The organism is Bacillus sp. SG-1 (genome assembly GCF_000181495.1).
GTDB lineage: Bacteria > Bacillota > Bacilli > Bacillales > Bacillaceae_B > Rossellomorea.
The window spans coordinates 114,928-139,283 of the sequence record NZ_ABCF01000001.1 but is presented as its reverse complement, the minus strand read 5'-3'; the positions used below and the strand labels follow the sequence as shown (position 1 = coordinate 139,283).

Genomic DNA, 24,356 nt, shown 5'->3' with positions numbered 1-24,356 from the left:
CATTTAAAAGAAGAAGGAAGTTCATGGCAATTCTCTATAAGATCATCATCGTTCACTTGAAAAGCAAACAAAAAACGGCACCTAAGGAGATGCCGTTTCCTTAGTTTTTTATAGAGGGTTAAGCTAGAACCTCTCCTGCAGACCTGCAGTGTTCTTCTATTCATTATGCTAATATAACATACCAAGATGTTGAATGTCACCCATCTCCTGAATTATTTGCGTAAAACAGGCATTGAGCAGCAACGGAAAGAACCACCAGATTTAATAATTTCAGAAAAGTCGACTTCAATGACTTTATATCCATGCTCTCTCAATTTCTTATTGACTGCCTTGTTTTGAGGCAGACTTAAAACTTTTTTGTCCCCAATGGACAAGACGTTCGTGCCCATTGTGAATTGCTCCTTGTCATCTACTTCAATCAGATTGTAGTAAGACCCCAGCATTTGCAGTTCTTTTTGCTTGAAAGCGGGTGAAAAGACCAATGCTTCCTGAGGAGAGAGAATGTTGAAGACACAATCCAGATGAAGATACTTTTTCTGGAAAGGCACCGGGATGACCGAGTAGCCATCTGCAAGTTCATTCAATTGATCAATGGCCCCTGAATTGGTACGATGGCTGACACCGACAAAAACTTTGTTCTTGTCTACAATCACATCTCCGCCTTCGATACTGCTGAAATCAATCTTTTTATATTTATGTCCATTGCTTTCGAGCCAGTTTATTAGTACCTCTTCTTCCCCTGCCCGAATATCACTTCCCATTTCAGAGACGTAGACCGTATCACCGATCGTGAAGCCTATGTCTCTTGTGAAAACCTGTTCAGGCAGTTTCTGATCTGGTGTCAATTGGATAACTTCAGTACCGTTATCCTTCATTGCTTTTACAAAATCATCATGCTGCTTCAATGCAGTTTGAATATCTATATTCTTATCAAGAAAATGTTTTTGGGTCTCATTGATAACTTCTTCAATCTTCATATAACGAGGCTGGCAAACTATAACTTTTTTCAACCTGTCATATTCACTGTCACAGTATTCCGTTTGGTGTTTTCGAATGGTTGTCGCCATTTATAACCCTCCATATAGTATTGCCTTTTTACGAGAATATTCCCATAGCGGCAATGGTATTAAACCATTTGATGAAGGGGGATTCTGGCAAGCTTTCTTCCTTAGCGTATAAAAATTAACCGATATGATTAAATACTGTATGTTTATTCTAAAACTACTTAAAATGGTTTCTTTTTATGAATGAATATTTATCTCTATTTTTTATCCACCTTTCAAAAAACCTACTTTAGTCCTATTGAAGGTTTTTTCGAAAAGCATAGCTCGACTTCCGGTAATCCATTACATCCTCATAAAAACGATGGGCATCCTTCCTATGAAGACCTGAATCCAATCCAACCGTCTCACAATTATGCTTCCTCCCCCACTCTTCAACATACCGAAGCAGCTCTCTTCCATATCCTTTTGAGCGAACAGATGTTGAGGTTACAAGATCATAGACAAACAAGTGCCGCTTGGCATAGAAGTTCGTTCTGATAATAATCCCTACAAGTGATACTACCCGCCCTTCATCATAGAGACAAAAAACCCTGTATCCTTCAGCTCTCATATCTTTCAGCAGAAGATTGAACTCCTCTTTGGACAGGTCTGTCCTCAGCTCACTCAACAGCTGGTAAGCCTCTTCCCATTCTTGTTCCGTCACTGCTTCCCTAATATCCATGTTCATTGCTCCCTTTTGAAATCTAAACTACCACACTACTATTCTTCTCGGTATCCGGTTATTCCTGCTTCACCCCTTTAAAGCACTAAGAGGGACAGTCCCCTGTTTCGCGTTAATGCACTAAAGGGTGTGCCCGTTTGTGTTTTTATACGCGAGGCATTTAATGCCCTTCATATTGTTAGGGGGAACAGTGCATACTTTTATCATTTGAATGGTTTCTGGCCACAGAAAAGAGCGCCCCGCGGCGCTCTTTTCTTAGACCCAATTACCTTCTGTCTGTATTGGATGTTCCTTAACTTGTTTAACTGGGTAAACCGTTAATTGTAGAGAGATACAATAATACCTTGTAATTGGATTTACTACTTATACGTAATGGTAATCCTTCTTCTCATTTCATTTCTTATCATCGCAATAAATTCTTCTGAAAGATTTTCTCTTTTTGCATGCCTCCAGACAGTCATCAGTTGCTTATTGCTCAGGTACTTTAATGTTTTGGGTCTCATGGATTCCTCCTAACGAAAAGAAAGAACATCAAAATTTGACAAATGGTTTCTTTGGCTTTTACCCCTTTTTCCAAAAAAAATAACGCTTTGTTTGAAAATTACACTCTACTAAGTTATATCATCCACGTTTTTCCTCTCATCTGTTACACTATCCTTAACCACCTCAAATAGACAAAATAAAACTGCAACACCCAGGAAATAACTCTGAGTGTTGCAGTTTTGTATTTCTATCGTATAAAACCGCCTTCAGAATGAATTACCTGGCCTGTAATCCACTGAGCCTCTGAAGACACTAGGAAGGCGATTAATTTAGCCGTATCTTCCGGTATACCTAACCTCCCCATCGGGAAGCGTCCCAGCAACTCTTCTTTGAACTCTTCCACTATCCATCCTGTCTGGGTAGGACCCGGATTGACTGCATTTATGGTGATGCCTTTACTTGCAACAGAGGTTGCTGCTGATTTGACGAACGCCTCTACACTGCTTTTTGTCACTGCATAAGCAAGTTCATTTGGCATAGGGCCTAGAGACTGCCCGCTGGTTAGAAAAATGACCCTGCCTCCTGCAGAACTTTCGCAGACCTCAAAGAATTTAATAGTCAGCATGCACGCACTCCTGACATTTACAGTGTAGTGACGATCCAGTTCCAACCCAGTTAAGCTGTCGATTGTCGTCTCCGTTGAATAAGCAGCATTATTGATTAAAATGGATGGCTTTCCCATCGTTTCAGTCACGATGTTCATCACTCTTTCCGGACCATCTTCGCTCATAAAATCAATTTCTTCCCATTGACATTTAACGCCTTTCTCCCGGATTAACCCCTCCAGTTTCTCAAAGCTCTCTTCTTCTGCTCCCCAAGGCATATTTCTGTCATACCCTCTGAAGCCAGTAAAAAAGATATCACATCCCTGATCAGCTAACTTAAGACAGATGGATGCTCCCATTCCATCTAACCGGCTGGCACCAGTAACCACCGCTATCCTGCTCATCCCCTCAACTCCTTTAACTGAAGCAGTACTTCCTGATATTGCTCTTCAAGAAAAGCAATATCGTCAGATGGTGAAGGTATGCTCAACCTGCCGATGAGTTCTGTCATCCGTGTTTCCAGTTTCATGATTTCTTCTCTGTTTTCCTCAACCGGGAAAGGTTTTTCACTCCATTCTTCAAACTGCCGTAAACCGCCATCAAACATACTGATTGTTCCATCATGGAATCTCCAGAGCTTATCCGCAACATTTTCTACAAATTTTCTATCATGGGATACGACGAGTACTGTGCCGGGATAATCTTTCAGAAGACCTTCCAGTGTCTGCAAAGTCTCAAGATCGACATGATTAGTCGGCTCATCCAGCACCAGCAAATTATAATCCCCTGACAGGAGCTTGGCGATAGATGTCTTAACCCGCTCTCCACCGCTAAGCACATGGATGGGCTTGTGAACATCTTCATCATAAAACCTTAACCGTGCAAGAATGATTCTGATGACATGCTGAGGAAGTGTACTGCCCTCTGATACGTACTCTAAGATTGTAGAATCCATCGGAAGATTTTCAAGAGCCTGATCAAAATAACCCACTTTCACATTCTTTGCAAAGTCGATTTCTTCTGAACTTTCTCTTAAAAGCTGCCGAATCAAAGTGGTTTTTCCACTGGCGTTCCTCCCGATACAAGCTGTTTTACTTCCTGTTTTCAACTTAAGGCTGGAAGTGTGGTATAGTCTTTTGCCTTCAATAGTTGCTTCTATATCTTTAGCTGAGAGCAAAGTCCGTCTATGAATCGGAGTCTGCAATACGTACTCCATCTTGACTTTATCCCACTCAAAGGGCTTTTCAACCTTTTCCAGCCTGTCAATTCGTTCTTTGATCACCGTCGACACACGTTCAACCTTACCCCGTTTTCCCGCAGCTTTTCCTTTATACAGCTGCCACTCAGAATTACCCATACGGGAAGGCGGCTTATCCATGCCTTGAGCTTGTCTTTTTTTCTGTTCATACCTTTCCGTCAATCGTTTCTTCTCTTTGGTATAGCTCTCGTATTTAGCTTCCTGCTCCTTCTTTTGTCGGTCTTTTTCCACCAAGTAATCATCATAATTACACTGATATTCCGTTAATTTCCCTTCTTCTATTTCCCATATTTTTGTACATACTGCATCCATTAAGGTCCTGTCATGGGATGCCACTACAAAGCTTCCTTTAAATGATTTCAGTCTTTTCTGCAGTTCACCTATCCTTTCCCAGTCCAGATTGTTGGATGGTTCATCCAAAAACAACATTTGGTGACCTTCAGAAAATAACGCATTAAGCTTCTTAATCGTTCTTTCTCCTCCGCTTAAATAAGTGGAAGCTTCGGTGTTATTCAATTGTGGTAAATATCCACTGCTGCAATGCCAGTCGACTACAGGCCTTGCTTCCGTCAATCCTTGCAGATACTTCATAAGCAGTGATTTACCCTGACCGTTTTTGCCGATCAGTCCAATTTTATCGCCTTGATATACGCTCAATTCTTTTTCATCAAAAAATATCTTTTCACCAATCGTATAACGAACATTTTTCGCTTTCATCAATAACATAAAAAAACCTCCCCGAAATGCTCCGGAAAGGTTAGTATGTATTCTATGCTCTAAGTATGAAAAAAGTTACACATGCAGAAAAATCCCAAGAAAGTTTTCTTGAAGGCTGAATGTTTACTTTTTGAGCAAGAGTCATTTTTGAAAAATGGACATACTTATCCTATCCGGAACGAGTTTAATTTTGCACATATGCTTTGGCATTTCTCGTTTTTTGTGGGATAGGTAATTACTTCATTGCTCAAAAATTCAGTCCTTTCATTTTTAGTTACTGTTAGTATATTGGCAATCATTAGAATTTGCAACTAATAAAGGGAAATTATTCTTTAGTTACGCTCTGTTAATGAATATTTTTATATGCCTAAGAAAAGAATGTTTTTTGATTTCCGTTCCAGATGTGCGACTCCGCGGGGCGGGCGGTGAGCCTCCTCGGCTGCGCCTGCGGGGTCTCACCTGTCCCGCTAATCCCGCAGGAGGTCGCACACCTTCCACTTCAATCAACTTGATATTAATAATGGAATGTTGGACTTTCCATAAAGCATTAATTTGCGATAACAACATTTAAATGCAGAATGACGGCAAAGCTACTCTCCCTGTACCTATGTTTTACCTGTAAAAATAAGCCCGCTAAATGGATTTATTGTTCCTCCATCTTCTTTTCTTTATGGTTTTGAAAGTTTTATAGATGATCAGAACAGCCGCAAACAAACTGACAAAAATCATTTCAGGCATAGATATACCTCTCCTTCTGCATTGATTATTACCACAATATTCTTCCGGTAAAGAAAATAATTCTAAAGCACTTGAGCTTTCCGGCGAACTTTAAGAAGGAGTTTTTGCTATTAACGTTGATTTGTAAATTCCTTTTCAACTCTATAAAGCTTTCTGATAAGCCTGATTTGTCCCCGGTGGTTGATTTCATCTTCAAATACATGAAACCACTTGAAGAAGTTATTTCCCTTATTACCGTACCAAAAATCGGTCTCCTGATAGAGCCAGCTATCCTCCAGGGCAGCAAAATTTTCCTCAGTTATCCGCCTGACAGCCGCCAGTTCATCCAGATAGTAATCAACAGGCTTCCCTTTTAAAATAGAAGCTTCTTCACCCAAGCCGACAGCCGGCTCCAATGTATCGGCGTATTCATGAACCTCTTCCTCACTTGCCTCTTCAAACGTGATTTTTTGGAATACCTTTTCTATAGCAATCATATGTGCCAGAAGCATGGCAATCGAGTTGAAATCCTCATTGTACCGATAATCGACTTCTTCCTGAGAAACGTTTTTTAAATCAGCCAACGTTGTGAACCTGGCATAATTCATCATTGAAATTAATATCGAAAAGTTTTTTTGGTATCCTTCTTTTGCTTTTATCAGAAACAAATCTTGATCGATTTCCATCTTTCCTGCCCCCTGCTATTCCTTCGATTACTTCCCTATAGTATCATAATAATTAGAAAATTTGTCCAATTACCGAAAAATGACCGAGAAAGACATTCCACTTTTGACAACATGGCTGCAGACCCCGCTTGTTTACGAATTTTTCAACGGCGTTCCCTCTTCCTGCGAGGAAGTACACAATAAATACTTGCCGCGGGTTCAGGGGAAACACCCGGTTAAACCGTACATTTTTAGTTAAAAGGGAAATCCTGCAGGCTATCTGCAAAAATATAAAATTGAAAGTGGGACCGCTTCAGTATGGGAGTACGCTGAAGAGGATACGATTTATGGGATGGATTGCTTCATTGGAGACCCCGAACTCTTCAATCAAGGGGTCGGAACCAGAATGGTGAGAGGCTTTGTAAATCATATACTCCCTTCCGACTCTCCTTCCTACATAGTGCTTGATCCAGCCAAGAAAAATAAACGGGCAATCCGATGTTATGAAAAAGCGGGGTTCAAAATTATAAGGGAGATCTCTGATGGTTCCTCTCTGCTTATGGAGTTGGAGAGCCGTTCAAATACCAGCCCCAAGATGTTGTAGGAGGAGTTCCCTTACCGGCAAAGTATAGGCATCAAACTTATCTATATCATCAATAGATATCCAGGCGATTTCCACTATATCCTGATTATCAGGAAATGTGTGATCCAACTGCATCTCCCCTGAAACAATCTCGGCTAAAAAAGAAAACTTTCCAGTCTCGCAGGGGAGCAGCTCGATGATCTTCGTTAAATATCCCGTTTCTTCTTTAACTTCCCTTACCATTGCCTGCTCAGGGGTTTCATTATTCTCTATTTCACCGCCTGGGAAATTCCAGACAATGTCTCCTCTTTCAACATACTGCTTTACCATTAATACATACTCATCTTTTAAAATAACTCCCTGTGAAATCAACACTTTTCTCCTCCACTTCTATAATTATGTTTTATTTTACCAATAATTTTTAAATCTGGTAAAATATATATCTATAACTATAAAAATAAAGGGTGTGTTCGTATGAGTTATCCAATCAGGGTCAGGGCCGGTGCATTGATTATCGAGGATGAAAGAGTCCTTTTGGCGAAATTTGAAGATAAAAACGGGGTACATTATAATCTGCCTGGAGGAGGGGTGGAAAAAGGTGAATCCACTTCTGAAACAGCGGTAAGAGAGGCAAAGGAAGAGGCAGGTGTGGAGGTCGATGTTCAAAAGCTTGCCTTTATATATGAGTATGCCCCTCATCAAAATGAAAACCTGTTTGGTTCCACACCAAATTTAAGTTTGTTTTTTGAATGCAGGATCATCAATGGCAGTGAACCTTGCTTGCCAGCTGTACCGGATGCCAATCAGACTGGAGTTGAATGGGTTCATCTTTCCGAATTGAATTCCATTGTTCTATATCCCAACATTCAAAGACAAATACAAGACTATGTCTCGGGACAATATGTCATGGGCCTTATTGAAGAAAAATCCTTGAATAAATAGTAGCTGGGCTCATCGGCAGCCATTCTATGTTAGTATGGAGAAAACTATTCTAAGGATGTGTAGAGATGCTGCTAATAAAAATGCCTAAAGAAGAAAAAGATGATATCATCGGCAGAATTCAAACTTTTCATTATGAACAGCACGGGGAGGAAATCGGCATCATTGGGGCGGAGAATCTTTTTGATTTCTTCATGAAAGAACTAGGACCCTATTTTTATAATAAAGGGGTAATGGATTCCAAGGAAGTATTGATGGATAAGATGCTTCTAATGGAAGATGATTTGTATGCACTGAAGAGGCCCATTAAATAGCTTTTCTCGAACGAACTTATTACATACCGTTTGCTCTTTGCTCAAAGCAACAAAGCCCCTCCATTCAAAGGGGCTTTGTTTATTCAACTGTATGAATTCCCTCTGTTGCAAAGACTCTTTCATTGTTCAGCACATCTATCTCAAGAGCATTCACTTCTTTATCCTCAACGATCTTTTGCAGCTCAGCTTCGGTCAAGCTTTTTGTCAGGCTAAAGGATTCGTTGATTTCTGTTACTTTGGATCCTTCACCTTCTTTATGGCTGATGTACTCTCCTTCAAAGACGAACAGGTCTGATCCCAGAGCTTTCACAAGTTCTGAATTAGTGACATAGAGCCTGACCTGATAGGAAGTTTCGGGCTCCATATTAACATCATCCAAAGTAATATGGACATCCAGCTGTTTTCCATCTTCTGATAGAGATACACTGGACTTTTCAATCATTTCAATTTTTTTATTTCCGCATCCTGCCATGAGCAAGACGACAATAGCCAGCAGAAATGCTGCCGAATACAACTTTCTCACAAAAAGTCCCCCAATTCTCTCTTTCTCCATTTATAATACTATAATGCAAATCGGGATGGAAAGGAATCTGGATGTAGCTAACCCCTTCCTCTATAAAAAAATACTTTTTTCAGTGCTTAAATTTTACATCGATAGTCCCCGGGCAGGCTGATCCGGGTATAGGCCAGTTGATGAAATTCTTTACCAAACATGCAAAAAGAGCATTGAAAAATTAATGTTTTCAGCTTGTAGATAAAGCTCCAATGACCTGTCTACAAGCTTTATTCTATAATTATCTAGTAAGAGCTGTTCACATCTATTTCCGTTTTAGGATTAAATAGTTGATTTCCACTACAGGCGCACGACTCCGCGGGGCGGGCGGTGAGCCTCCTCAGCTTTCGCCTGTATAAAAAGTGGAAGCGCCCCGTTCAGCCCCGACAGGCAAATGTTCCTCAGCGGATAAAAGGGGATCTTTCCTTTTATTCGCTGAGGATTATTTGACCCCGAGGGGCTGGGCGCTACAACTGGATTGGGGGTCTCACCTGTCCCGCTAATCCCGCAGGAGCTCGTACACCTTCCGCTCCAATCAACACTATGTAAACTAATTGAGTTTTAACAAACATCCTAAATACAACCATTTATTATATTAGCGATTGAATTAACATTATGTTATCTATCCTTTTAGATGACAGTAGGAATCAAATTAAGATGGTGCCTCTTTACCAGTTGGTCCCGGAAGACTACTTAGTACGCAAGATTGTACAGGCCGTTGATATGAAATCATTTATGGCCTGAAACAAGACAGGTAATGTCTTGACGATGGGAGGGCGCGTATTGACCCAGTATTCTAATTAAGGTTGGGTTTCATTAAATATTTATTCGGCATTCGCCTTTAGGAGACAAACAATTAAGGAACTAGAAAACCGGACATACCAAGGGCCATGTCTAGTTTGATATACAGGGGGTTTTTCTTTACAACTAAAAACCCCCACTTCAACTTATAAGTTGAAATGGAGGTTCTCTACGGTTCAGAGCACTGAGCCCTGAACTCTAAATGCTCTTTCGCAAAATTTTTAAGTGAACAGCGGTATCAACAAACCGGCGAGCAGCAGAATCAGTGCACCGCCGAGACGGGATGATATCTGTGCAAATGGCATTAGTTCCATACGTTTTGCAGCCGATAATACCGCAACATCACCGGTTCCTCCCATGTTGGCCATACATAATCCTGCAGTGATGGCTGCTTCTATCGGATAGAAACCAACAAGTCTGCCAAGAAGTGCTGCTCCGATAACCGCACCCAACACTACTCCGAATACCGTTAAGATATATTGAAGAGTCAGTGCCTCCAATACTGTTCCAAGATCCGTGTAGGCTACCCCGATTCCGAACAGCAAAGCAAACGTCCAGTTTTTGGCTACGAACTGATACCATTGGCTCGCACCTTCAACAACTACAGTAGGAATTGTGTTTGCCACTTTGGCAGCTGCAACCAGGATGATCATGATTGCATATGCGTGTAATGGGATAAATGAAGCAAGTAGTGTACCTACCGTAAAGAAGGTAAGTGCCGCTAGCAGACCTGCACCCATTTTTTGAATATCGTATGTCATTTCCGGCTTTTCATATTTGAATCCTTGAATCAATTGGCCATTTCCAGTGAGAGATGGAAATTGCTTACCGATAATATCCAGCATGCTGGCAAGGACAATGGCGAATACATTACCAAGTGCCAGAGCCGGTACTAACATGGAAATATAGTAGCTTGGCTCGTTTCCGAGAAGTTCGGAATATATCTGACTCATAGGGACGGCTCCGGCACCCATCCCTCCGCCCATGATTGGCATCGCAATGACAAGCACAGCTTCTTGAAGAGTAAATCCAACTATTGAACCAATGAGTGCTGTTAGTGCAACCGCACCGATAACGGCTCCTCCAATCGGAAGGAAGTAACGCAAACCTACCTTCACAAGGATCTTTGAGTTCATACCAAGAATACTTCCTGTGATTAATGCTGCAATATAGAAATTCAAGAATCCACCTGACTTCATAAAATCAGTGACAGAGGTTGTAACCCCTTCTGGAAGCAAACCGCTGTAGACCATGTAAGCGGAACCAAAAATAGCCACAATCGCTCCTCCGCCAAGGAACGTCTTTACAATTGGAAGCCTGTCCCCGACATAGCCGAATAACTCACCAAGTACAATCATGACCAGCAAGCTTCCGATCATACCCCCTGGAAGATTTCCAGTATACATACTGATAAGTGTAATGGCGGTAAAGATACCGAACCATAATATCGGTGTGTTAAATATAGCAATTTTATCACCTTTAAGTGATTGAACAATGGTATTGTCAGTATTTTTGCTTTGATTGACATTTGTATATTTTCTCGCTGCTTCTCCCATTATTTTCTCCTCCTCTTTATCAAGAGAAATTCGGTTATGAAACCGAACTTCTTCCTTTTTTCTGTTGATTGGCTGTGGCCCGTACAGCTTTGGCTACTAATCTTGCCACTCTCTCATCCAATGCTTTTGGTATGATATAGTCCGCACTTAGTTCTTTGTCAGTAATAACACCGGCAATGGCATACGCAGCTGCCACTTTCATTTCCATCGTGATATCTTTGGCTTTAGCATCCAACGCCCCCCGGAAAATCCCTGGGAAGGCCAGAAGATTGTTTACCTGATTTGGATAATCAGAGCGTCCCGTACCGACGACAGCAGCACCTGCTTCCAAAGCTTCCTCCGGATATATTTCAGGAATAGGGTTTGCCATTGCCAGCACGATCGGCTTCTCATTCATTGCTTTAATATGTTCCGGTTTCATTACCCCTGGAGCAGAAACTCCAATGAACACATCAGCAGCCTGTATGGCATCATTCAATGTTCCGCTAATGCCGGTTAAATTCGTTTGTTCAGCTATTTTTTCCTGAGCATTATTCAGCCATTTTTCGCCTTTGCATACGACTCCTTCGAGGCTTACAAGAGTAATATCTTGATAGCCAGCATGTAAAAGGAGTCTTGCAATTGATATTCCGGCTGCCCCTGCACCATTGATGACAATCTTTACATTCTTATGGACTTTGTTCACAACTTTAAGTGCGTTATAAATCGCTGCCAAAACTACGATTGCCGTGCCATGCTGATCATCGTGGAATACTGGGATATCCAGCTCTTTTTTCAGTCTCTCTTCTATCTCGAAGCAGCGTGGAGCTGATATATCTTCCAAATTCACTCCACCGAAGCTTGGCTGAAGAGCTTTGATGATATTGACGATTTCATCGACATCTTTTGTATCGAGACAAAGTGGAAATGCATCGATATCAGCAAAATTCTTAAATAAAATGCTTTTCCCTTCCATAACAGGCATTGCCGCTTTTGGACCAATGTCCCCAAGCCCCAACACAGCGGTTCCGTCTGAAACTATGGCCACCATATTCCCTCTGGATGTCAAAGTGTCGACCTCATCCTGGTTTTCGGCAATAGCTTTACATACATCCGCCACACCTGGGGTATATACAAGGCTTAAATCGCTTTCATCCTTAATATTCACTTTGCTTTTTACCTCAATTTTTCCTGAATGCTGTCGATGAAGTTCGATTGTTTCATCTCTCAGGTTTCGTTTTGACATGCTTTTTACCTCCAAGTAATCGCTTACATAATGTAGTTACATCTTATTGAATATGAAAAGAAAAAAACAGGTTATGAAATTAATGCATTTTTTTTGAAATTAAAAAAAGCAAAACGCTTATTGTTATGTAAGCAAATACCTAAAAACAAATTTTCACTTCCCGTGTGAACTTCTGTAACAAAGGCCAAGCAGCAAAACAAAAAACAATTGAGGCATCCAGCCAAAAAATCTTACTCCGTCAATAAAAAACCTGATAACAGCAAAGAGCTTTGAAAGAGACAAAAAAAACTCAAGAAATCAGGAAAGATTCTTGAGTCTATAAGTATCCTTGTAGAACTTTTTCATTTTCTATATAAGAATATTGATACACTGGACGGCCGATTCCATAGATAAGCGATTCTTCCAACACGTTGATTTCAGTAAGGAAAACAAGGTACTTTCTCACAGAAACCCTTGAAATATTCGTATGCTCGGCTATTTCGTCGGTAGAAAACTGTTTCAACTCCCTGACCTTCTCAATGATAATATGAAGCGTGCTTTTTGTAAGACCTTTCGGCAATGATTTTTGACTTTCCTTCTGGCCGCTCTCCGGTTCAAATAATCTTTCATCTATTTCTGCCTGACTGAGATTTTCATTTCTATTAAAAACACTATACTTCTCTTTAAATCGCAGAAGAGCTTGTTTAAATCTTTCAAATTCAAAGGGCTTAATTAAATAATCGATCGCACCAAAGCGAAGTGCAGACTGGATTTTTTCAGTATCTGAAGCAGCTGTAATTAATATCGCATCAACAGCAAGTCCTCTTTCCCTTATGTCACTCAACAATTCAAGGCCATTTCCGGCAGGCATAAAGACATCCAATAATATCAAGTCGACTTGCTGAGTATCCAATATTAATTTTGCTTCCTTAACAGAATTCACCACATCTACTAATGTGAAGCCTTCTACCTTCTCCAGATACCTCTTGTTGAATTCCGCTACCATTGGGTCGTCTTCAATTATCAACACTTTAATCATTCTCTATCCCATCTCTCTTTGTATCATATACGATTACAGCATCAAAGACAGTTCCGCCCGGTCTCGAGTCAACGGTCAGTTTCCCGTTAAGCTTTTCAATGCTTTTTCTGACCAGGTAGAGGCCAAACCCGCGGTCATACCCTTTTGTAGAATAACCTTTCTTAAAAATGGCTTCCTTTTTTTCTTCATCAATCCCTGGACCACTATCTTTTACTGTAATGTACAGCCGCCCATCAACGTCCTTCATTCTCAAATCGATCCTTTTTTCTTCACTTTCTGTTACTGCTTCAATCGCATTATCGATTAAATTCCCAATGATTGTAATCAGTTCATGAGTAATCTCGGAGCCAAACATGGAAGTTATGGTTGAATCACTTTTTACAGTTAGTTCAACATTTTCTTCGCGGGCATAACTTATTTTCCCCATTAGAAATCCAGCAAGAACCGGGTCTGTGATGCTTTTTGTAACCATATCGATTTCTTGATTATTGTGAGCCACCAACTTCCGGATGTATTCCATTAGCTCATCATAAGCTTCCAATTGGACCATTCCAAAAATGACATGCAGCCGGTTCATAAATTCATGTGACTGAGCACGAAGGGTTTCGGCGTATGTACGGATCCCTGTTAATTGCTTTGCCAGATGGTTGACTTCAGTCATATCACGAAAAGTCGAAATGGCTCCTATGACACGGTTGTTTACGATGAGAGGTTCGCGGTTGACCAAAACGGAAACACCATTAAGGATCAGCTCCTCATCACGTTCAGGTTTCCCTGTCAGCAGGACCCTGTCCAACTTTGAACTCGGCATATAGTCAGAGATCTTCATGCCTATAGGCTCTCCGGACAATCCGGCCATTTTAAAAATCCTGAGTGCGGACTTATTGACCAAAGTAATCTTTTTTTCATGATCAACTGCAACTATCCCCTCATGGACAGACTGCAGCATAGTGCTTCGTTCTTCCAGCAACTTGGAAATCGCATAGGGTTCCAAGCCGAAAAGCATCTTTTTTATGTACCTGGCCAGCAGAACTGCCCCTATAATTCCTGCCAGTATTCCTAAAACTGTTCCCATGATAATGTTTTTATGACCAAGTGAAAGCGCTGACTCTACCTGCTCTAACGATATGCCGACCGCAACTGCTCCAATTTGATTGTGATTATCATCATAGACAGGCGTGAAGGCGCGCAGTGAATCACCGAGCGTCCCTTTAGAGACGGATATATGTTCATTACCTTTTAAAACTTCCTTTTCGTCTCCCCCAACGAAACTCTTTCCGATCATTTGAGGGTTAGGATGTGATTTTCTGATTCCTTCCATATCCATCACGACAATGAACATCATATCGGTAATTGTCTGAACCTCACTCGTATAACCCTGAATGGCTTGAGCTTTCTCTTCTGACAATAACCCTTCTTTTACTATTTGGGATTCAGCGACTGTCCTTGAAACAATCTGGGCTTTTTCTTCCTGATTATCCCTGATTCTTTCCGTCGTTGTATTACTTATCAGCAGATCAGTGACCAATAAAGAAGATAGCACAACCAGGCAAACAAATACTATAATGATTGTGCTTAACTTGAATTGTCTCTTTCTCATAGAATTCACCTCAATCTTTAGAAATTATAGCAGAACAAGGTGAAGGTGCATATTGATCAACATCCTGGGCAGGAAAAGTAATTTTATGGCCTTTAATTAAGGCTCTTTTCTTAGGACTTGTTGCTAGTTAATGTGTATTTCAAAAAATATAGGCCTACTTCTCAGGTAATATCCTGGTAAGTAGAAAGAAAAGAGCTACTCTCCTGGTTCAGAGAGTAAAAACCTTGTAATAAGGGTAACAACCGGCAATTGAAATTTTTCCGAAAGCCACAATTATACGAAAACAAGCTTTTATTAAATTTTTATAAATATATGATAAACTAAACAAGTCTTATTTTTCTATGTAAGGACGTGATTTCTTTGAACAAAAGGCTGGCCGTTGTGCTTCCTGTTTCTATACTGGTCTTGATTTTGTCTATATGGTACTTATCCAATAATTTCTCTGAATTAGACAACTTGACAAGACTTGCAATTTCTATCGGCGGTATGGTGGTTTCCGGTGCCATAACTTATTTTCTGTTTCCTGAGAATGAAAGAAAGATATAATTCATAAAATCCCCTGTCAAATAAATGACAGGGGATTTTATCATTCAAGTTTCCTGACCTCTATAGGAAGCAGGGCTTTTTCAATTTTATCTCTATGAAATTCATATTGAGTTGGAAGCTTTAAGCTGCGTCCCAAATCTTCCAGTGATTCGTCGATGGCAAACCCCGGCGGGTCTGTTGCAATTTCAAAGAGGATATCTCCATGCTCTCTAAAGTAAATAGCATTAAAGTAATTTCTGTCCTGGACCGGGGTCACCGGGTAGCGGTGGCTTTCCAAATGTTCTTTCCATTCCAGCTGATCCTGATCGTCATCAGCACGCCAGGCAATGTGATGGACAGTCCCTGCCCCCATTCTGCCTCGCGGTACAGCTTCCATCTTTAAATCGATGACATTTCCTATTTCCGCTGTGGATGTAAAGCGGGTGATATTTCCTTCTTTGCCTGTCAGCTCAAGTCCCATGACCTCCTCCAATAATTGGGCAGTCAATTCGGGATTAGCTGATAAAAGGGCGGCACCTGCAAATCCTTGTATCGCCACATCCGGAGTCACTCCTCCAAAACTCCACTGGTTAGTTTTTGCTTCTTCCCGTTCAACCAGTTGGAGTTGAAGTCCGTGTGGATCATTAAACTCCAGATAAGATTCTCCAAAGCGTTCACTTTTGTGATGGGCTACTTTAAATTGGGTCAATCGTTCTTCCCAAAATGACAGGGAGCCTTTGGGAACTGCATATGAAGTGGTTCCTACCTGACCGCCCCCGATTCTCCCCTGGTATGCTCCATCCCAAGGAAAAAAGGTTATGATGGTTCCCGGGCTTCCTTCTTTGTCCCCAAAGTATAAATGATAAGTACCGGGGTCATCGAAATTGACTGTTTGCTTGACCATCCTTAACCCTAATATGCCTGCATAGAAATCAACATTCTCCTGAGGGTTGCCGACAATTGCTGTAATATGATGTATTCCCTTTGTTTTCTTACTCATCTCTCCACTCCTCAATCATTAAATCGTTATAGAATTTGAGTACAACCATTATAAGCTAAAAGGAGTTCTTCAATAAAACATTCTTCCTTATAGAGTAGTAGAATCGCTCTGTCCGTATATATAGGTGCTATTTAAATAAGATAGTTGATTTCCGCTCCAATCAATACGAAACTAGATCCGAGAAGTAAGTGTAAAAAACAACAACCTTACAGTATGAGTCTAGAATAATATTGCGTCCAAGGCATATTGGCCAGGACCTGTCAAAGCTAAACCGATGGCTACAGCTAAGAGTGCAAGATTATACTCATAACCGTTATTCGTGGACCAATACCCATTAGCATAGTGGACCTTTGTGATAGCAACAAGCATCGTTACAGCAATCATTATTCCTGCAAGAGGAGTAAGAAGCCCTAACACAAACAGAATCCCACCGATAAATTCAGCAAGTCCTGCGAACAGAGCCATCGTCACCCCCGGTTTCAATCCGAGTGATTCCATCCAGCCTCCCGTTCCTTTTAAACCGTAGCCTCCAAACCAACCAAATAATTTTTGGGCTCCATGAGCAAAAAATGAAATTCCAATTATAACTCTGATGATGAGTAAACCTAAATCCAACATAGTTAAAAACCTCCAACAATTTATTTTGAATTCGAGATATTTTACTAAAAAAAATTTTGCCTTATCTTTTAGTAAATTTAAAATTATAGCAGAGCCAGGTTGTCTTCCGGAAAATATCTTGAATTCGAGATAATTTTATAAGATAACTTAAAATCTGTCAACAGCTTAAGATTATTTATATGCATCTGTAGTTGGTTGGTTCTGGCTAAAGGCTGGAATACTGCTTATTTCATATATCTTTACTTTTTGCAGAACGAATTATAAGTTGATGTCGAACTATATATTAGAAGTGTACTATATATGTCCCATAGGAGGATTGAAATTGACCATAGAATATGAAAAATATGATGCTCTCGGATTAGCCGATCTCGTCAAACATAAAGAGATTACACCTGAAGAATTAATTACAGCGGCTGTGGAAAAAAATCGAATCACTTAATCCCTCATTAAATGCCGTCATCCATAAGATGTATGAAGAGGCTGAAGCAGCGGTTAAAGACCTGGATAATTCATTACCATTTGCCGGTGTTCCTATCCTTCTTAAGGATGCCCAGCAGGATATCAAAGGACATCCCTTAACAATCGGCTCAAAATTGTTAGCGAATTATAAAAGTGATGAGGATGCCGAATATGTAAGGCGTTTAAAGAAAACAGGCACTATTATACTTGGGCAGACCAATGTCCCTGAGTTTGCATTAATGGCTATCACAGAACCCGTTCACTATGGTCCTTCCAAAAACCCTTGGAGTCTTAACCATACACCCGGAGGTTCAAGCGGTGGATCTGCTGCAGCGGTTGCTTCAGGAATGGTTCCCATTGCGGGTGGTAACGACGGTGGAGGATCCATTCGAATCCCAGCAGCATTCACTGGCTTATTCGGTTTGAAACCAACCAGGGGCAGAACTCCTGTGGGTCCTAAAAAGGGACGTTCATGGCAAGGAGCATCAGTTGATCATATTTTAAGTAAAACAGTCAGAGACAGTGCTGCCATGCTCGATGAAACTCAAGGTTTTGAAAAAACGGCTGCTTTTCATTATCCCAAATACCAAGGATCTTATCGTAGTTTAGTAGAAAAGCCTTTAGAAAAAGGGATAAAGGTTGCCTTTTCCTGTGAATCGCCAATCGGGACTGACGTACACCCTGAATGTAAAGAGGCTGTTTATAAGACAGTAAAATTGCTTGAGGATATGGGATGTGTTATTGAAGAAAAAAAGCCTGACATAGATGGTAAAAAGCTGGCTGAAAGCTATATGACAATGTATTTTGGTGAAGTGGCTGCAACTTTGAATAATATTGAAGCACTTATTGGCAGGCGCGTGACCATGAGAGATGTAGAGCCCGCTACCTGGTTATTGAATCAACTTGGCAACAAGGTCTCAGCGGGAGAATTTGTACAGGCACTACAGAGATGGGATCTTTCTGCTATCACAATGGAAGCCTTTCATAATGACTATACCTTCTATATCACCCCTGCCACTGCTTTTCCTCCATCGCGTATAGGAGAGCTGGATCAAACTTCCTTTGAAAAATTTTTGATGAAAGCTGTTGGAGTGATAAATGCTGGCGGACTCCTAAAGAAAACAGGGTTTGTAGATGAACTGGTATCAAAAAGTCTTGAGAGAACCCCATTCACTCAATTAGCCAACCTATCTGGACAACCGGCAATGTCACTTCCACTGCATCTGACAAAAGATAAACTTCCTTGCGGTGTCCAGGTAATGGCAGCACGCGGAAGAGAAGATTTGTTATTCAGACTCGCCGGTGAATTGGAGCAAAGCTCTTTATGGATAAAATGCTAAGGAATTTTGTCCATAAAGCCATAAATTTCAAAGCAGCTGGTAGCCCAGCTGCTTTTTTTGGGGAAAATTCACGCATACACTCTCCAATTTTCAGTTCTTGATCATTTTCCTAAAGAACTCTCCATCGATGATAAGTTTGGGAAGAAGATCCTGGAACATGGATATGACTCCCATAATGCCCGCAATATCCCTATCACTATAGTAATTTGATAATATATCCCTGTTAATCCATACAGGGTAAGGCATTTGATGAGCCATCTCTATAGACTGGCTCTTTATACGGGAGGCAGTAACCGTATACTCTTCTGTATTGGCATACGTTTTTAAACACCTCCATCCTTCACTCAAAAATTCTAGATATTTCGCCAATGCACGAAAGTCACTTGCAGCATCATAGGATTGATGAGTCTTGGCTATATCCAATAATAATTGCTGATTTTTGTAGGAGGTTTCTTCAATTTTAACCATTTCAATTTCTGGTAGTCCCGGCCAGACTCCTGGAGATATTGCCCCTACAGTTGAGGTACCTCCACTAATGCTCCTGCCCGCAAGGCTTTCCGCCCATGCTGAACAGATTAATAACAGTTTGGGATTAACATAGTTAAAGATATCAATTGTTTTTATTAAGTTTTTTGCTTCTGCAATGGAATAATAATTTGAAAGATAAAACGTTGGAACCTCAAATTCAATAGTTGGATTTCTAAGATTCTCTGCTTCTCTTTCCATCTTATAAGTCAGCATACTCGGCCTCACCTGGTGCCAAGCCATCGTTAAAAAGGTTTCATAAAACGCCGTTGTCCTGAAAATGAAATTAACTATCGGCACTTTCAGTACATATTTAATATCATTATAAATCAACTCCAGGTTGCCGTATGTTTCATTCTCAAAAATTTCAGGTACACCATAGCCGCCTTTGTTCCTCATCCTGCACCTTCCTCCAGTTGTAATATTTAATTTTATGAAAAAGGAGCGAGTGAAAGTCCCCAAATACCCATTCACTTATTCTGCGATCAATTGACCTTCAGTCACCCGAAATTCTCAATATACATAAAATACAGGTGACTTACCTAAAAAAGGAGGTTCTTGTCTATGTATTTTTATCATGATCCGCCCTATTTGACTGACTCTTACCGGGTACAGAACGAACTGGCAAAAGATATCCAGCGGGCAATTAATGGCGAATACAGCGCAATCTTGTGTTATGAAGAATTAAGCAAGAAAGCAAAAAACCAGGATGAAAAGGAACAAATACTAGAAATCCAACAAGATGAGAAGCGGCATTATAAGGAATTCACAAAAATTTATAAAAGTTTAACTGGAACGAAGCCGGTTCCCAAAATTACGGAAGAGTGCCCAGAGCAATATAGAAAAGGACTACAGGCAGCTTTTAAGGATGAACAAGATACTGTTGATTTTTATTTAGATATTGCAGATAAAGCAAACGATAAAACCATAGAACGAGTCTTTCATAGGGCTGCTGCAGATGAACAGAATCATGCTGTCTGGTTCATGTTTTTTCTGACTACGTCTGTTTCTAAAAGGTATTTCCGTCAAACTGTTAATTACGGCGCTAAGGGAGCTCTCAATGCTACATCCCTTACTCTCCCTCAAATGCTGACATTCGCCATGCAGGATGAATACCTTGCTCAAACGAGATACAATCTTGTTCTGCAGAAGTTCGGTGAAGTACGAACATTTTCGAGGATCAAACAGGCAGAGCTTAGGCATTTAGCAGCGTTGCAGCCATTTTTCCAAAGTCTGAGTATCCCCTTTCCCCCTGATATTTCAAGAATGTATGCCACTGTCCCGGAAACGATTAAGGATGCTTATGCGGCGGGAGTCGAGGGAGAGATTGACAATATTGCAATGTATGAAAAGTTCTTAACATACGACCTTCCCGCTGAGTTTCGATTTGTATTCACCAACCTAAGAAATGCGTCACAAAACCATTTAGCTGCCTTTAAACGAGGATTGGCGAGATAACATAAAACTAAAAGGCCTCTTTTTTTCAGGTCTTTTTTTGCTGTTCTTCCTTTTAGGTGACCGTCTTTTAAAGCCAATAAACTGTACAAACCCATTTTCCAGAAACCACTTGAAAAACGACAACAGTGTCTCTATAATTAAGATAACAAAACGACATTGGTGTCATTTTAACCAAAACGGAGGGGTTTCTATGGAAAAAAAATTAGGTCAAAACAAAAACTTCATTACTTTAATGACAGCTCAAGCAATTTCAAGTTTGGGAGATTGGTTGAGTATTGTGGCGATTATTACACTTGTTGGGTTAAAATGGGAAGCAACACCACTGCAGATGTCTCTTCTCATTTTAAGCCTTGCATTGCCGATGGCCTTATTAGGACCAGTGTCCGGTGCAGTTGCAGACAGGATGGAACGGAAAACATTAATGATTATCTCGGATGTTACGCGAGGCATCCTCATTCTTTTTCTTACTCTTGCCTCAAATGTTTGGGCCGTCTATGCCTGTTTATTTGCAATCGGGATTTTTTCATCGGTCTTTGTACCTGCTAAGAATGGGAAATTGAAAGAGCTGGTTAGGGATCAAAACATAAAAGGTGCCATGTCGATTACGTCAATGATTGATTCAAGCACCAAAGTGCTCGGTCCCCTTGTAAGCGGGATATTGGTTTCTGCGGTCGGCACTTATAATGTTTTTTATATAGACTCGGCGACTTTCTTCCTTTCTGCTGTACTGATTTTATTTTTACCGAAGACTCAGAAAGAGATATCCACTTCTCCAGCACAAGAAAAACAGGAATCCACTTTCAGGGAAGAATTGAAGGAAGGAATTTCTTTTATCAGGCAGAGCAGGTATCTTATGTACGGTTTGTTTCTGCTCGGGGTTACCCTGTTAATTCTGCAGCTTTCAGATTCCCAGATTATCATATTGCTTCGCCAACTTACTGATGTATCACCCGACCTTTTTGGTTATGCAGTTACATCATCAGGTCTGGGCATGCTTTTAACAGGTATTTACCTATCTAAAAAAACAGATTACAATTCTTATCTGTATATGTGTTTTGGTGTCTTGGGGATTGGGATGGGTTTTGGCATCATGGCTTTACTCACCTATTTTGACACTGTCCACTCTATCGTTTGGGTGCCATTACTTGCCCTTATAGCAGGTGTAGCTGCAGGACTTGTATTCATCCCTTTTCAGGCAGCAACTCAGGAAAAAACACCAGTTCACATGACGGGCAGGGTGTTCGGTGTCATTAACAGTACCACGACAACTGCTACCATCATTGGCCCCCTTGCAGGAGGGGCACTCGCCACTTTGATTGGGATCATTCCTTCCTTTCTTGTCACAAGTTCTTTATTAATCATACTTTTCTTGGTTTCAGTTATTTTTAGAAACAAAGTCGAACAGGAGGATCATCATGTCACCAAAAGTCAGCCGGGAACACAAGGAGCAGCGTCGCGTTAAATTAATCGAAGCAGCTAGGGAAGTATTTATCGAACATGGATATGAAAATACCACTATGAAGCATGTGATGGAAAAAGCCGGAGTAAGCCGCGGCGGGCTGTACCAATATTTTGAGAATAAGGAAGACCTGTTCCGTGCGGTCATAGAAGAACAGCATCAGGAAGTATTCGATGAATCTGAAGACAAAAAACCCAATCAGCAAAACTCCTATTGGGATGCATTGCTGAGTACTTTTCTGGGAGAAAGTAAAAAACCAAATGATAATATGGATCCTCTATCTTCTTCCAAGCTGGAGTACTTTATGACCGGCAGGAATGAAGATGGAAGGCGGGACTATGCACGGCAACGGTATAATCAAGCGATAGAAGTGACCGCAATGATCATAGAGGAGGGTAAAAAAGCTGGTGAATTCTCCACTCGGTTCAAGAGTACAACCATTGCAAAGTCGATCATCTCCCATATTGACGGACTTGCACTCGACTATGCCATCTTAGATAGTGAGACCATCGAACTAAAAGAACAGACTGAGATGTTAATCAATTCCTTGCGATGGTCACTGGGTCTAGAAGAATGACAAAGAGGGCGTTCAAGCTGAACGTCCCCTTTGCTTTCCCTCCCCTAGCAGCAGTTGTCCTGATCATCCGTTCCGCAGCAAGACGAGCTCTTTTCTTCTTTAATCTCCACTGCACAGCAACCTGAGTCTTTTCCTTGTTTCTTACCTGTAAGTTTTTTGAGAAAATTCATTTCTTCCGTCTCCTCTTGATCAATTTCTTGATTCTAAATCAACTTTTCTTGATTTATAGTTGCATTATATTACTATTCGATTATTCTTGCAATTGTTTAATCAAAAAAAATTGATTTAATGAGTTGACTAAAGAAAAATTTGGTATTATGATAAGTACATCAAGATATTTTGATATTAAGTAGGTGTTGATCATGAGTTTAGAGTTTGAACTTGAAGATGTTTCAAAGGATAAGATTTTTGAGAAGTATGAAGCGAAATTTAAGGCCATTGCAGATAAAAAGAGGCTTCATATCATGAATATTCTTACGGAAAAAGGTGAGATGTGCGTGTGTGACTTAGCTCCATTAATGGATATGAGCCAATCCAAACTTTCCTATCATTTAAAAATACTCCTTGATGCCAATATCATCACAAAACAAACGAGAGGCACATGGAGTTATTACAATCTTAACCCTGAAGAAATCAATCACCTTTTGTCCGAAGAACTTTGCTGTCTTTTCAGAAAAAGCTGCTGTTAACACCAGCAGCCTCTTTTGAAAAATATTAATCAAATTTATTTGATTTAACAAAGGAGGAATTATTATGTGGATGGATATATCAAAAAGTTTTCTGTACATTGCTTTGGAATTAACGATATTATTTATTGTTGTTTCTTTCATCATTAGTCTTTTGCAAGGAGTGATTCCTTATGAAAAAATTGAAAGAAGGCTTACAGGAAAAAATAAGGCTATAGCTGCTTCTGCTGCAGTACTTTTCGCCTTCATCACCCCTTTCTGTTCATGCTCCACCATCCCCATTGTCGTAAATATGTTAAAGAAAAAGATGCCCTTCGGAATTGTAATGATTTTTCTTTTCTCCTCTCCTGTTTTAGATCCTACCATTTTAACAATTATGGGAGTGTTATTAGGGTGGAAGGTAACGATTATCTATACACTCATTACCTCGGTGCTTTCCATTGTGATTGGATTTATGCTGGAGAGATTCGGATTCGAAAAGTCCGTGAAAAATGTGGTAATGACAGGTTATGTAGAAACCCAGAAAAAATTCAATATTCAAAAGTCTCTTGCAGAAACAATGAGCCTAATGAAAAGTGTTCTTCCCTATCTGCTTATAGGGGCTGCAATCGGAGCCATCATCCATGGATTGGTACCTACAGAGACAATTTCTTACCTGTTTGGCGGTGATAAATGGTGGCTGATTCCCTTAGCAGCAATAGTCGGCATCCCTCTATATATCCGGCTTTCAAGCATGGTCCCCATTTCTCAAGTACTAATCATGAAAGGGATGGCACTTGGGCCTGTAATGGCGATGATGATCAGTTCTGCAGGGGCTAGTTTGCCAGAGGTAATCCTCTTAAAATCCATTTTCAAAAAAGAGCTTGTCCTCACCTTCGTTCTGTCTGTCATAGGCATGTCAACAATTGCAGGATTCGTCTTTTACTTGATTTGAATCACGACAGTAAAGG

25 protein-coding genes, 1 pseudogene and 1 riboswitch are annotated in these 24,356 nt (G+C 40.5%); of the genes and pseudogenes, 10 read left to right on the top strand and 16 right to left on the bottom strand.

Annotation, left to right across the window (positions count from 1 at the left end; translation table 11 throughout):
* Nucleotides 1-94: 94 nt before the first annotated feature.
* Nucleotides 95-139: riboswitch (PreQ1 riboswitch) on the bottom strand.
* A 73-nt stretch (nt 140-212) separates the two neighbouring features.
* From BSG1_RS00710 to BSG1_RS00690, 6 genes are all read right to left on the bottom strand, one after another.
* Nucleotides 213-1,067: a dimethylarginine dimethylaminohydrolase family protein gene (locus BSG1_RS00710; RefSeq protein WP_006834845.1), complete on the bottom strand. Its 855-nt coding sequence runs from the start codon at nt 1,065-1,067 to the stop codon at nt 213-215.
* Nucleotides 1,068-1,299: 232 nt separating this feature from the next.
* Nucleotides 1,300-1,725, bottom strand: a complete 426-nt coding sequence (locus BSG1_RS00705) for a GNAT family N-acetyltransferase (RefSeq protein WP_052302335.1) — start codon at nt 1,723-1,725, stop codon at nt 1,300-1,302.
* A gap of 359 nt (nt 1,726-2,084) precedes the next feature.
* Complete coding sequence (gene sda / locus BSG1_RS19970; protein ID WP_006834843.1) at nt 2,085-2,228, bottom strand: sporulation histidine kinase inhibitor Sda; 144 nt, start codon at nt 2,226-2,228, stop codon at nt 2,085-2,087.
* Nucleotides 2,229-2,455: 227 nt separating this feature from the next.
* Nucleotides 2,456-3,217: an SDR family oxidoreductase gene (locus tag BSG1_RS00700; protein WP_006834842.1), complete on the bottom strand. Its 762-nt coding sequence runs from the start codon at nt 3,215-3,217 to the stop codon at nt 2,456-2,458.
* A complete protein-coding gene (gene abc-f, locus BSG1_RS00695; RefSeq protein WP_006834841.1) occupies nt 3,214-4,797 on the bottom strand; it encodes a ribosomal protection-like ABC-F family protein in 1,584 nt (527 codons plus the stop codon). The genes BSG1_RS00700 and abc-f overlap by 4 nt, the downstream gene beginning before the upstream one ends.
* An 839-nt stretch (nt 4,798-5,636) precedes the next feature.
* Complete coding sequence (locus BSG1_RS00690; RefSeq protein ID WP_006834838.1) at nt 5,637-6,191, bottom strand: DinB family protein; 555 nt, start codon at nt 6,189-6,191, stop codon at nt 5,637-5,639.
* Nucleotides 6,192-6,444: 253 nt separating this feature from the next.
* Between BSG1_RS00690 and BSG1_RS21690 the strand changes: the two are divergent.
* Nucleotides 6,445-6,774 (top strand): annotated as a pseudogene (locus BSG1_RS21690) (GNAT family N-acetyltransferase); the annotation flags it as partial.
* Here BSG1_RS21690 and BSG1_RS00680 read toward each other — a convergent pair.
* The gene (locus tag BSG1_RS00680; RefSeq protein ID WP_006834837.1) at nt 6,748-7,128 is read right to left on the bottom strand and encodes an NUDIX hydrolase; all 381 of its coding nucleotides are present in this window, start codon (nt 7,126-7,128) and stop codon (nt 6,748-6,750) included. The pseudogene BSG1_RS21690 and the gene BSG1_RS00680 overlap by 27 nt on opposite strands.
* A 99-nt stretch (nt 7,129-7,227) precedes the next feature.
* Between BSG1_RS00680 and BSG1_RS00675 the strand changes: the two genes are divergently transcribed.
* Both BSG1_RS00675 and BSG1_RS00670 read left to right on the top strand, forming a co-directional pair.
* Nucleotides 7,228-7,695 carry an NUDIX domain-containing protein gene (locus BSG1_RS00675; protein ID WP_006834836.1) on the top strand — a complete coding sequence of 156 codons (468 nt, stop codon included), beginning with the start codon at nt 7,228-7,230 and terminating at the stop codon, nt 7,693-7,695.
* Between the two features lie 65 nt (nt 7,696-7,760).
* On the top strand, nt 7,761-8,006 hold the full coding sequence (locus BSG1_RS00670; protein ID WP_006834835.1) for a DUF2164 domain-containing protein: 246 nt from the start codon (nt 7,761-7,763) through the stop codon (nt 8,004-8,006).
* Nucleotides 8,007-8,085: 79 nt separating this feature from the next.
* Here BSG1_RS00670 and BSG1_RS00665 read toward each other — a convergent pair whose 3' ends face one another.
* From BSG1_RS00665 to dcuS, 5 genes are all read right to left on the bottom strand, one after another.
* A complete protein-coding gene (locus BSG1_RS00665) occupies nt 8,086-8,529 on the bottom strand; it encodes a hypothetical protein (RefSeq protein WP_044022149.1) in 444 nt (147 codons plus the stop codon).
* Nucleotides 8,530-9,581: 1,052 nt separating this feature from the next.
* Nucleotides 9,582-10,916: a 2-hydroxycarboxylate transporter family protein gene (locus tag BSG1_RS00660; protein WP_006834832.1), complete on the bottom strand. Its 1,335-nt coding sequence runs from the start codon at nt 10,914-10,916 to the stop codon at nt 9,582-9,584.
* A 34-nt stretch (nt 10,917-10,950) separates the two neighbouring features.
* The gene (locus BSG1_RS00655) at nt 10,951-12,141 is read right to left on the bottom strand and encodes an NAD(P)-dependent malic enzyme (RefSeq protein ID WP_006834831.1); all 1,191 of its coding nucleotides are present in this window, start codon (nt 12,139-12,141) and stop codon (nt 10,951-10,953) included.
* Nucleotides 12,142-12,457: 316 nt separating this feature from the next.
* Complete coding sequence (locus BSG1_RS00650; RefSeq protein WP_006834830.1) at nt 12,458-13,159, bottom strand: response regulator; 702 nt, start codon at nt 13,157-13,159, stop codon at nt 12,458-12,460.
* On the bottom strand, nt 13,152-14,759 hold the full coding sequence (gene dcuS / locus BSG1_RS00645) for a DcuS/MalK family sensor histidine kinase (RefSeq protein WP_006834829.1): 1,608 nt from the start codon (nt 14,757-14,759) through the stop codon (nt 13,152-13,154). Before dcuS ends, BSG1_RS00650 begins: the two co-directional genes overlap by 8 nt.
* Nucleotides 14,760-15,110: 351 nt before the next feature.
* Here dcuS and BSG1_RS00640 point away from each other — a divergent pair, with 351 nt between their 5' ends.
* Nucleotides 15,111-15,305, top strand: a complete 195-nt coding sequence (locus BSG1_RS00640; RefSeq protein ID WP_006834828.1) for a hypothetical protein — start codon at nt 15,111-15,113, stop codon at nt 15,303-15,305.
* Nucleotides 15,306-15,345: 40 nt separating this feature from the next.
* On the opposite strand, the gene BSG1_RS00635 is transcribed toward BSG1_RS00640, so the two are convergent.
* Together BSG1_RS00635 and BSG1_RS00630 are read right to left on the bottom strand one after the other, a co-directional pair.
* On the bottom strand, nt 15,346-16,284 hold the full coding sequence (locus tag BSG1_RS00635; protein WP_006834827.1) for a ring-cleaving dioxygenase: 939 nt from the start codon (nt 16,282-16,284) through the stop codon (nt 15,346-15,348).
* 219 nt (nt 16,285-16,503) lie between these two features.
* Entirely contained in the window at nt 16,504-16,902 is a 399-nt protein-coding gene (locus BSG1_RS00630; protein WP_006834826.1) for a DoxX family protein, read from the bottom strand.
* 467 nt (nt 16,903-17,369) lie between these two features.
* Between BSG1_RS00630 and BSG1_RS00625 the strand changes: the two genes are divergently transcribed.
* Nucleotides 17,370-18,701: an amidase family protein gene (locus tag BSG1_RS00625; protein ID WP_006834824.1), complete on the top strand. Its 1,332-nt coding sequence runs from the start codon at nt 17,370-17,372 to the stop codon at nt 18,699-18,701.
* A gap of 90 nt (nt 18,702-18,791) precedes the next feature.
* On the opposite strand, the gene BSG1_RS00620 is transcribed toward BSG1_RS00625, so the two are convergent.
* The gene (locus tag BSG1_RS00620) at nt 18,792-19,625 is read right to left on the bottom strand and encodes a halocarboxylic acid dehydrogenase DehI family protein (RefSeq protein ID WP_006834823.1); all 834 of its coding nucleotides are present in this window, start codon (nt 19,623-19,625) and stop codon (nt 18,792-18,794) included.
* A 165-nt stretch (nt 19,626-19,790) separates the two neighbouring features.
* Here BSG1_RS00620 and BSG1_RS00615 point away from each other — a divergent pair, with 165 nt between their 5' ends.
* The 3 genes from BSG1_RS00615 (at nt 19,791) to BSG1_RS00605 (ending at nt 22,720) form a co-directional block, all read left to right on the top strand.
* Nucleotides 19,791-20,684, top strand: a complete 894-nt coding sequence (locus BSG1_RS00615; RefSeq protein WP_006834822.1) for a ferritin family protein — start codon at nt 19,791-19,793, stop codon at nt 20,682-20,684.
* A 190-nt stretch (nt 20,685-20,874) separates the two neighbouring features.
* Complete coding sequence (locus tag BSG1_RS00610) at nt 20,875-22,146, top strand: MFS transporter (protein ID WP_006834821.1); 1,272 nt, start codon at nt 20,875-20,877, stop codon at nt 22,144-22,146.
* Nucleotides 22,100-22,720, top strand: a complete 621-nt coding sequence (locus BSG1_RS00605) for a TetR/AcrR family transcriptional regulator (protein WP_006834820.1) — start codon at nt 22,100-22,102, stop codon at nt 22,718-22,720. The genes BSG1_RS00610 and BSG1_RS00605 overlap by 47 nt, the downstream gene beginning before the upstream one ends.
* Nucleotides 22,721-22,764: 44 nt before the next feature.
* Here the strand turns inward: BSG1_RS00605 and BSG1_RS21480 are convergent, their stop codons facing one another.
* The gene (locus tag BSG1_RS21480; RefSeq protein WP_269479303.1) at nt 22,765-22,890 is read right to left on the bottom strand and encodes a hypothetical protein; all 126 of its coding nucleotides are present in this window, start codon (nt 22,888-22,890) and stop codon (nt 22,765-22,767) included.
* Nucleotides 22,891-23,082: 192 nt separating this feature from the next.
* Here BSG1_RS21480 and BSG1_RS00600 point away from each other — a divergent pair, with 192 nt between their 5' ends.
* Both BSG1_RS00600 and BSG1_RS00595 read left to right on the top strand, forming a co-directional pair.
* The gene (locus BSG1_RS00600) at nt 23,083-23,409 is read left to right on the top strand and encodes an ArsR/SmtB family transcription factor (RefSeq protein WP_006834818.1); all 327 of its coding nucleotides are present in this window, start codon (nt 23,083-23,085) and stop codon (nt 23,407-23,409) included.
* Between the two features lie 64 nt (nt 23,410-23,473).
* A complete protein-coding gene (locus BSG1_RS00595; RefSeq protein WP_006834817.1) occupies nt 23,474-24,340 on the top strand; it encodes a permease in 867 nt (288 codons plus the stop codon).
* The last annotated feature ends 16 nt before the right edge of the window (nt 24,341-24,356 follow it).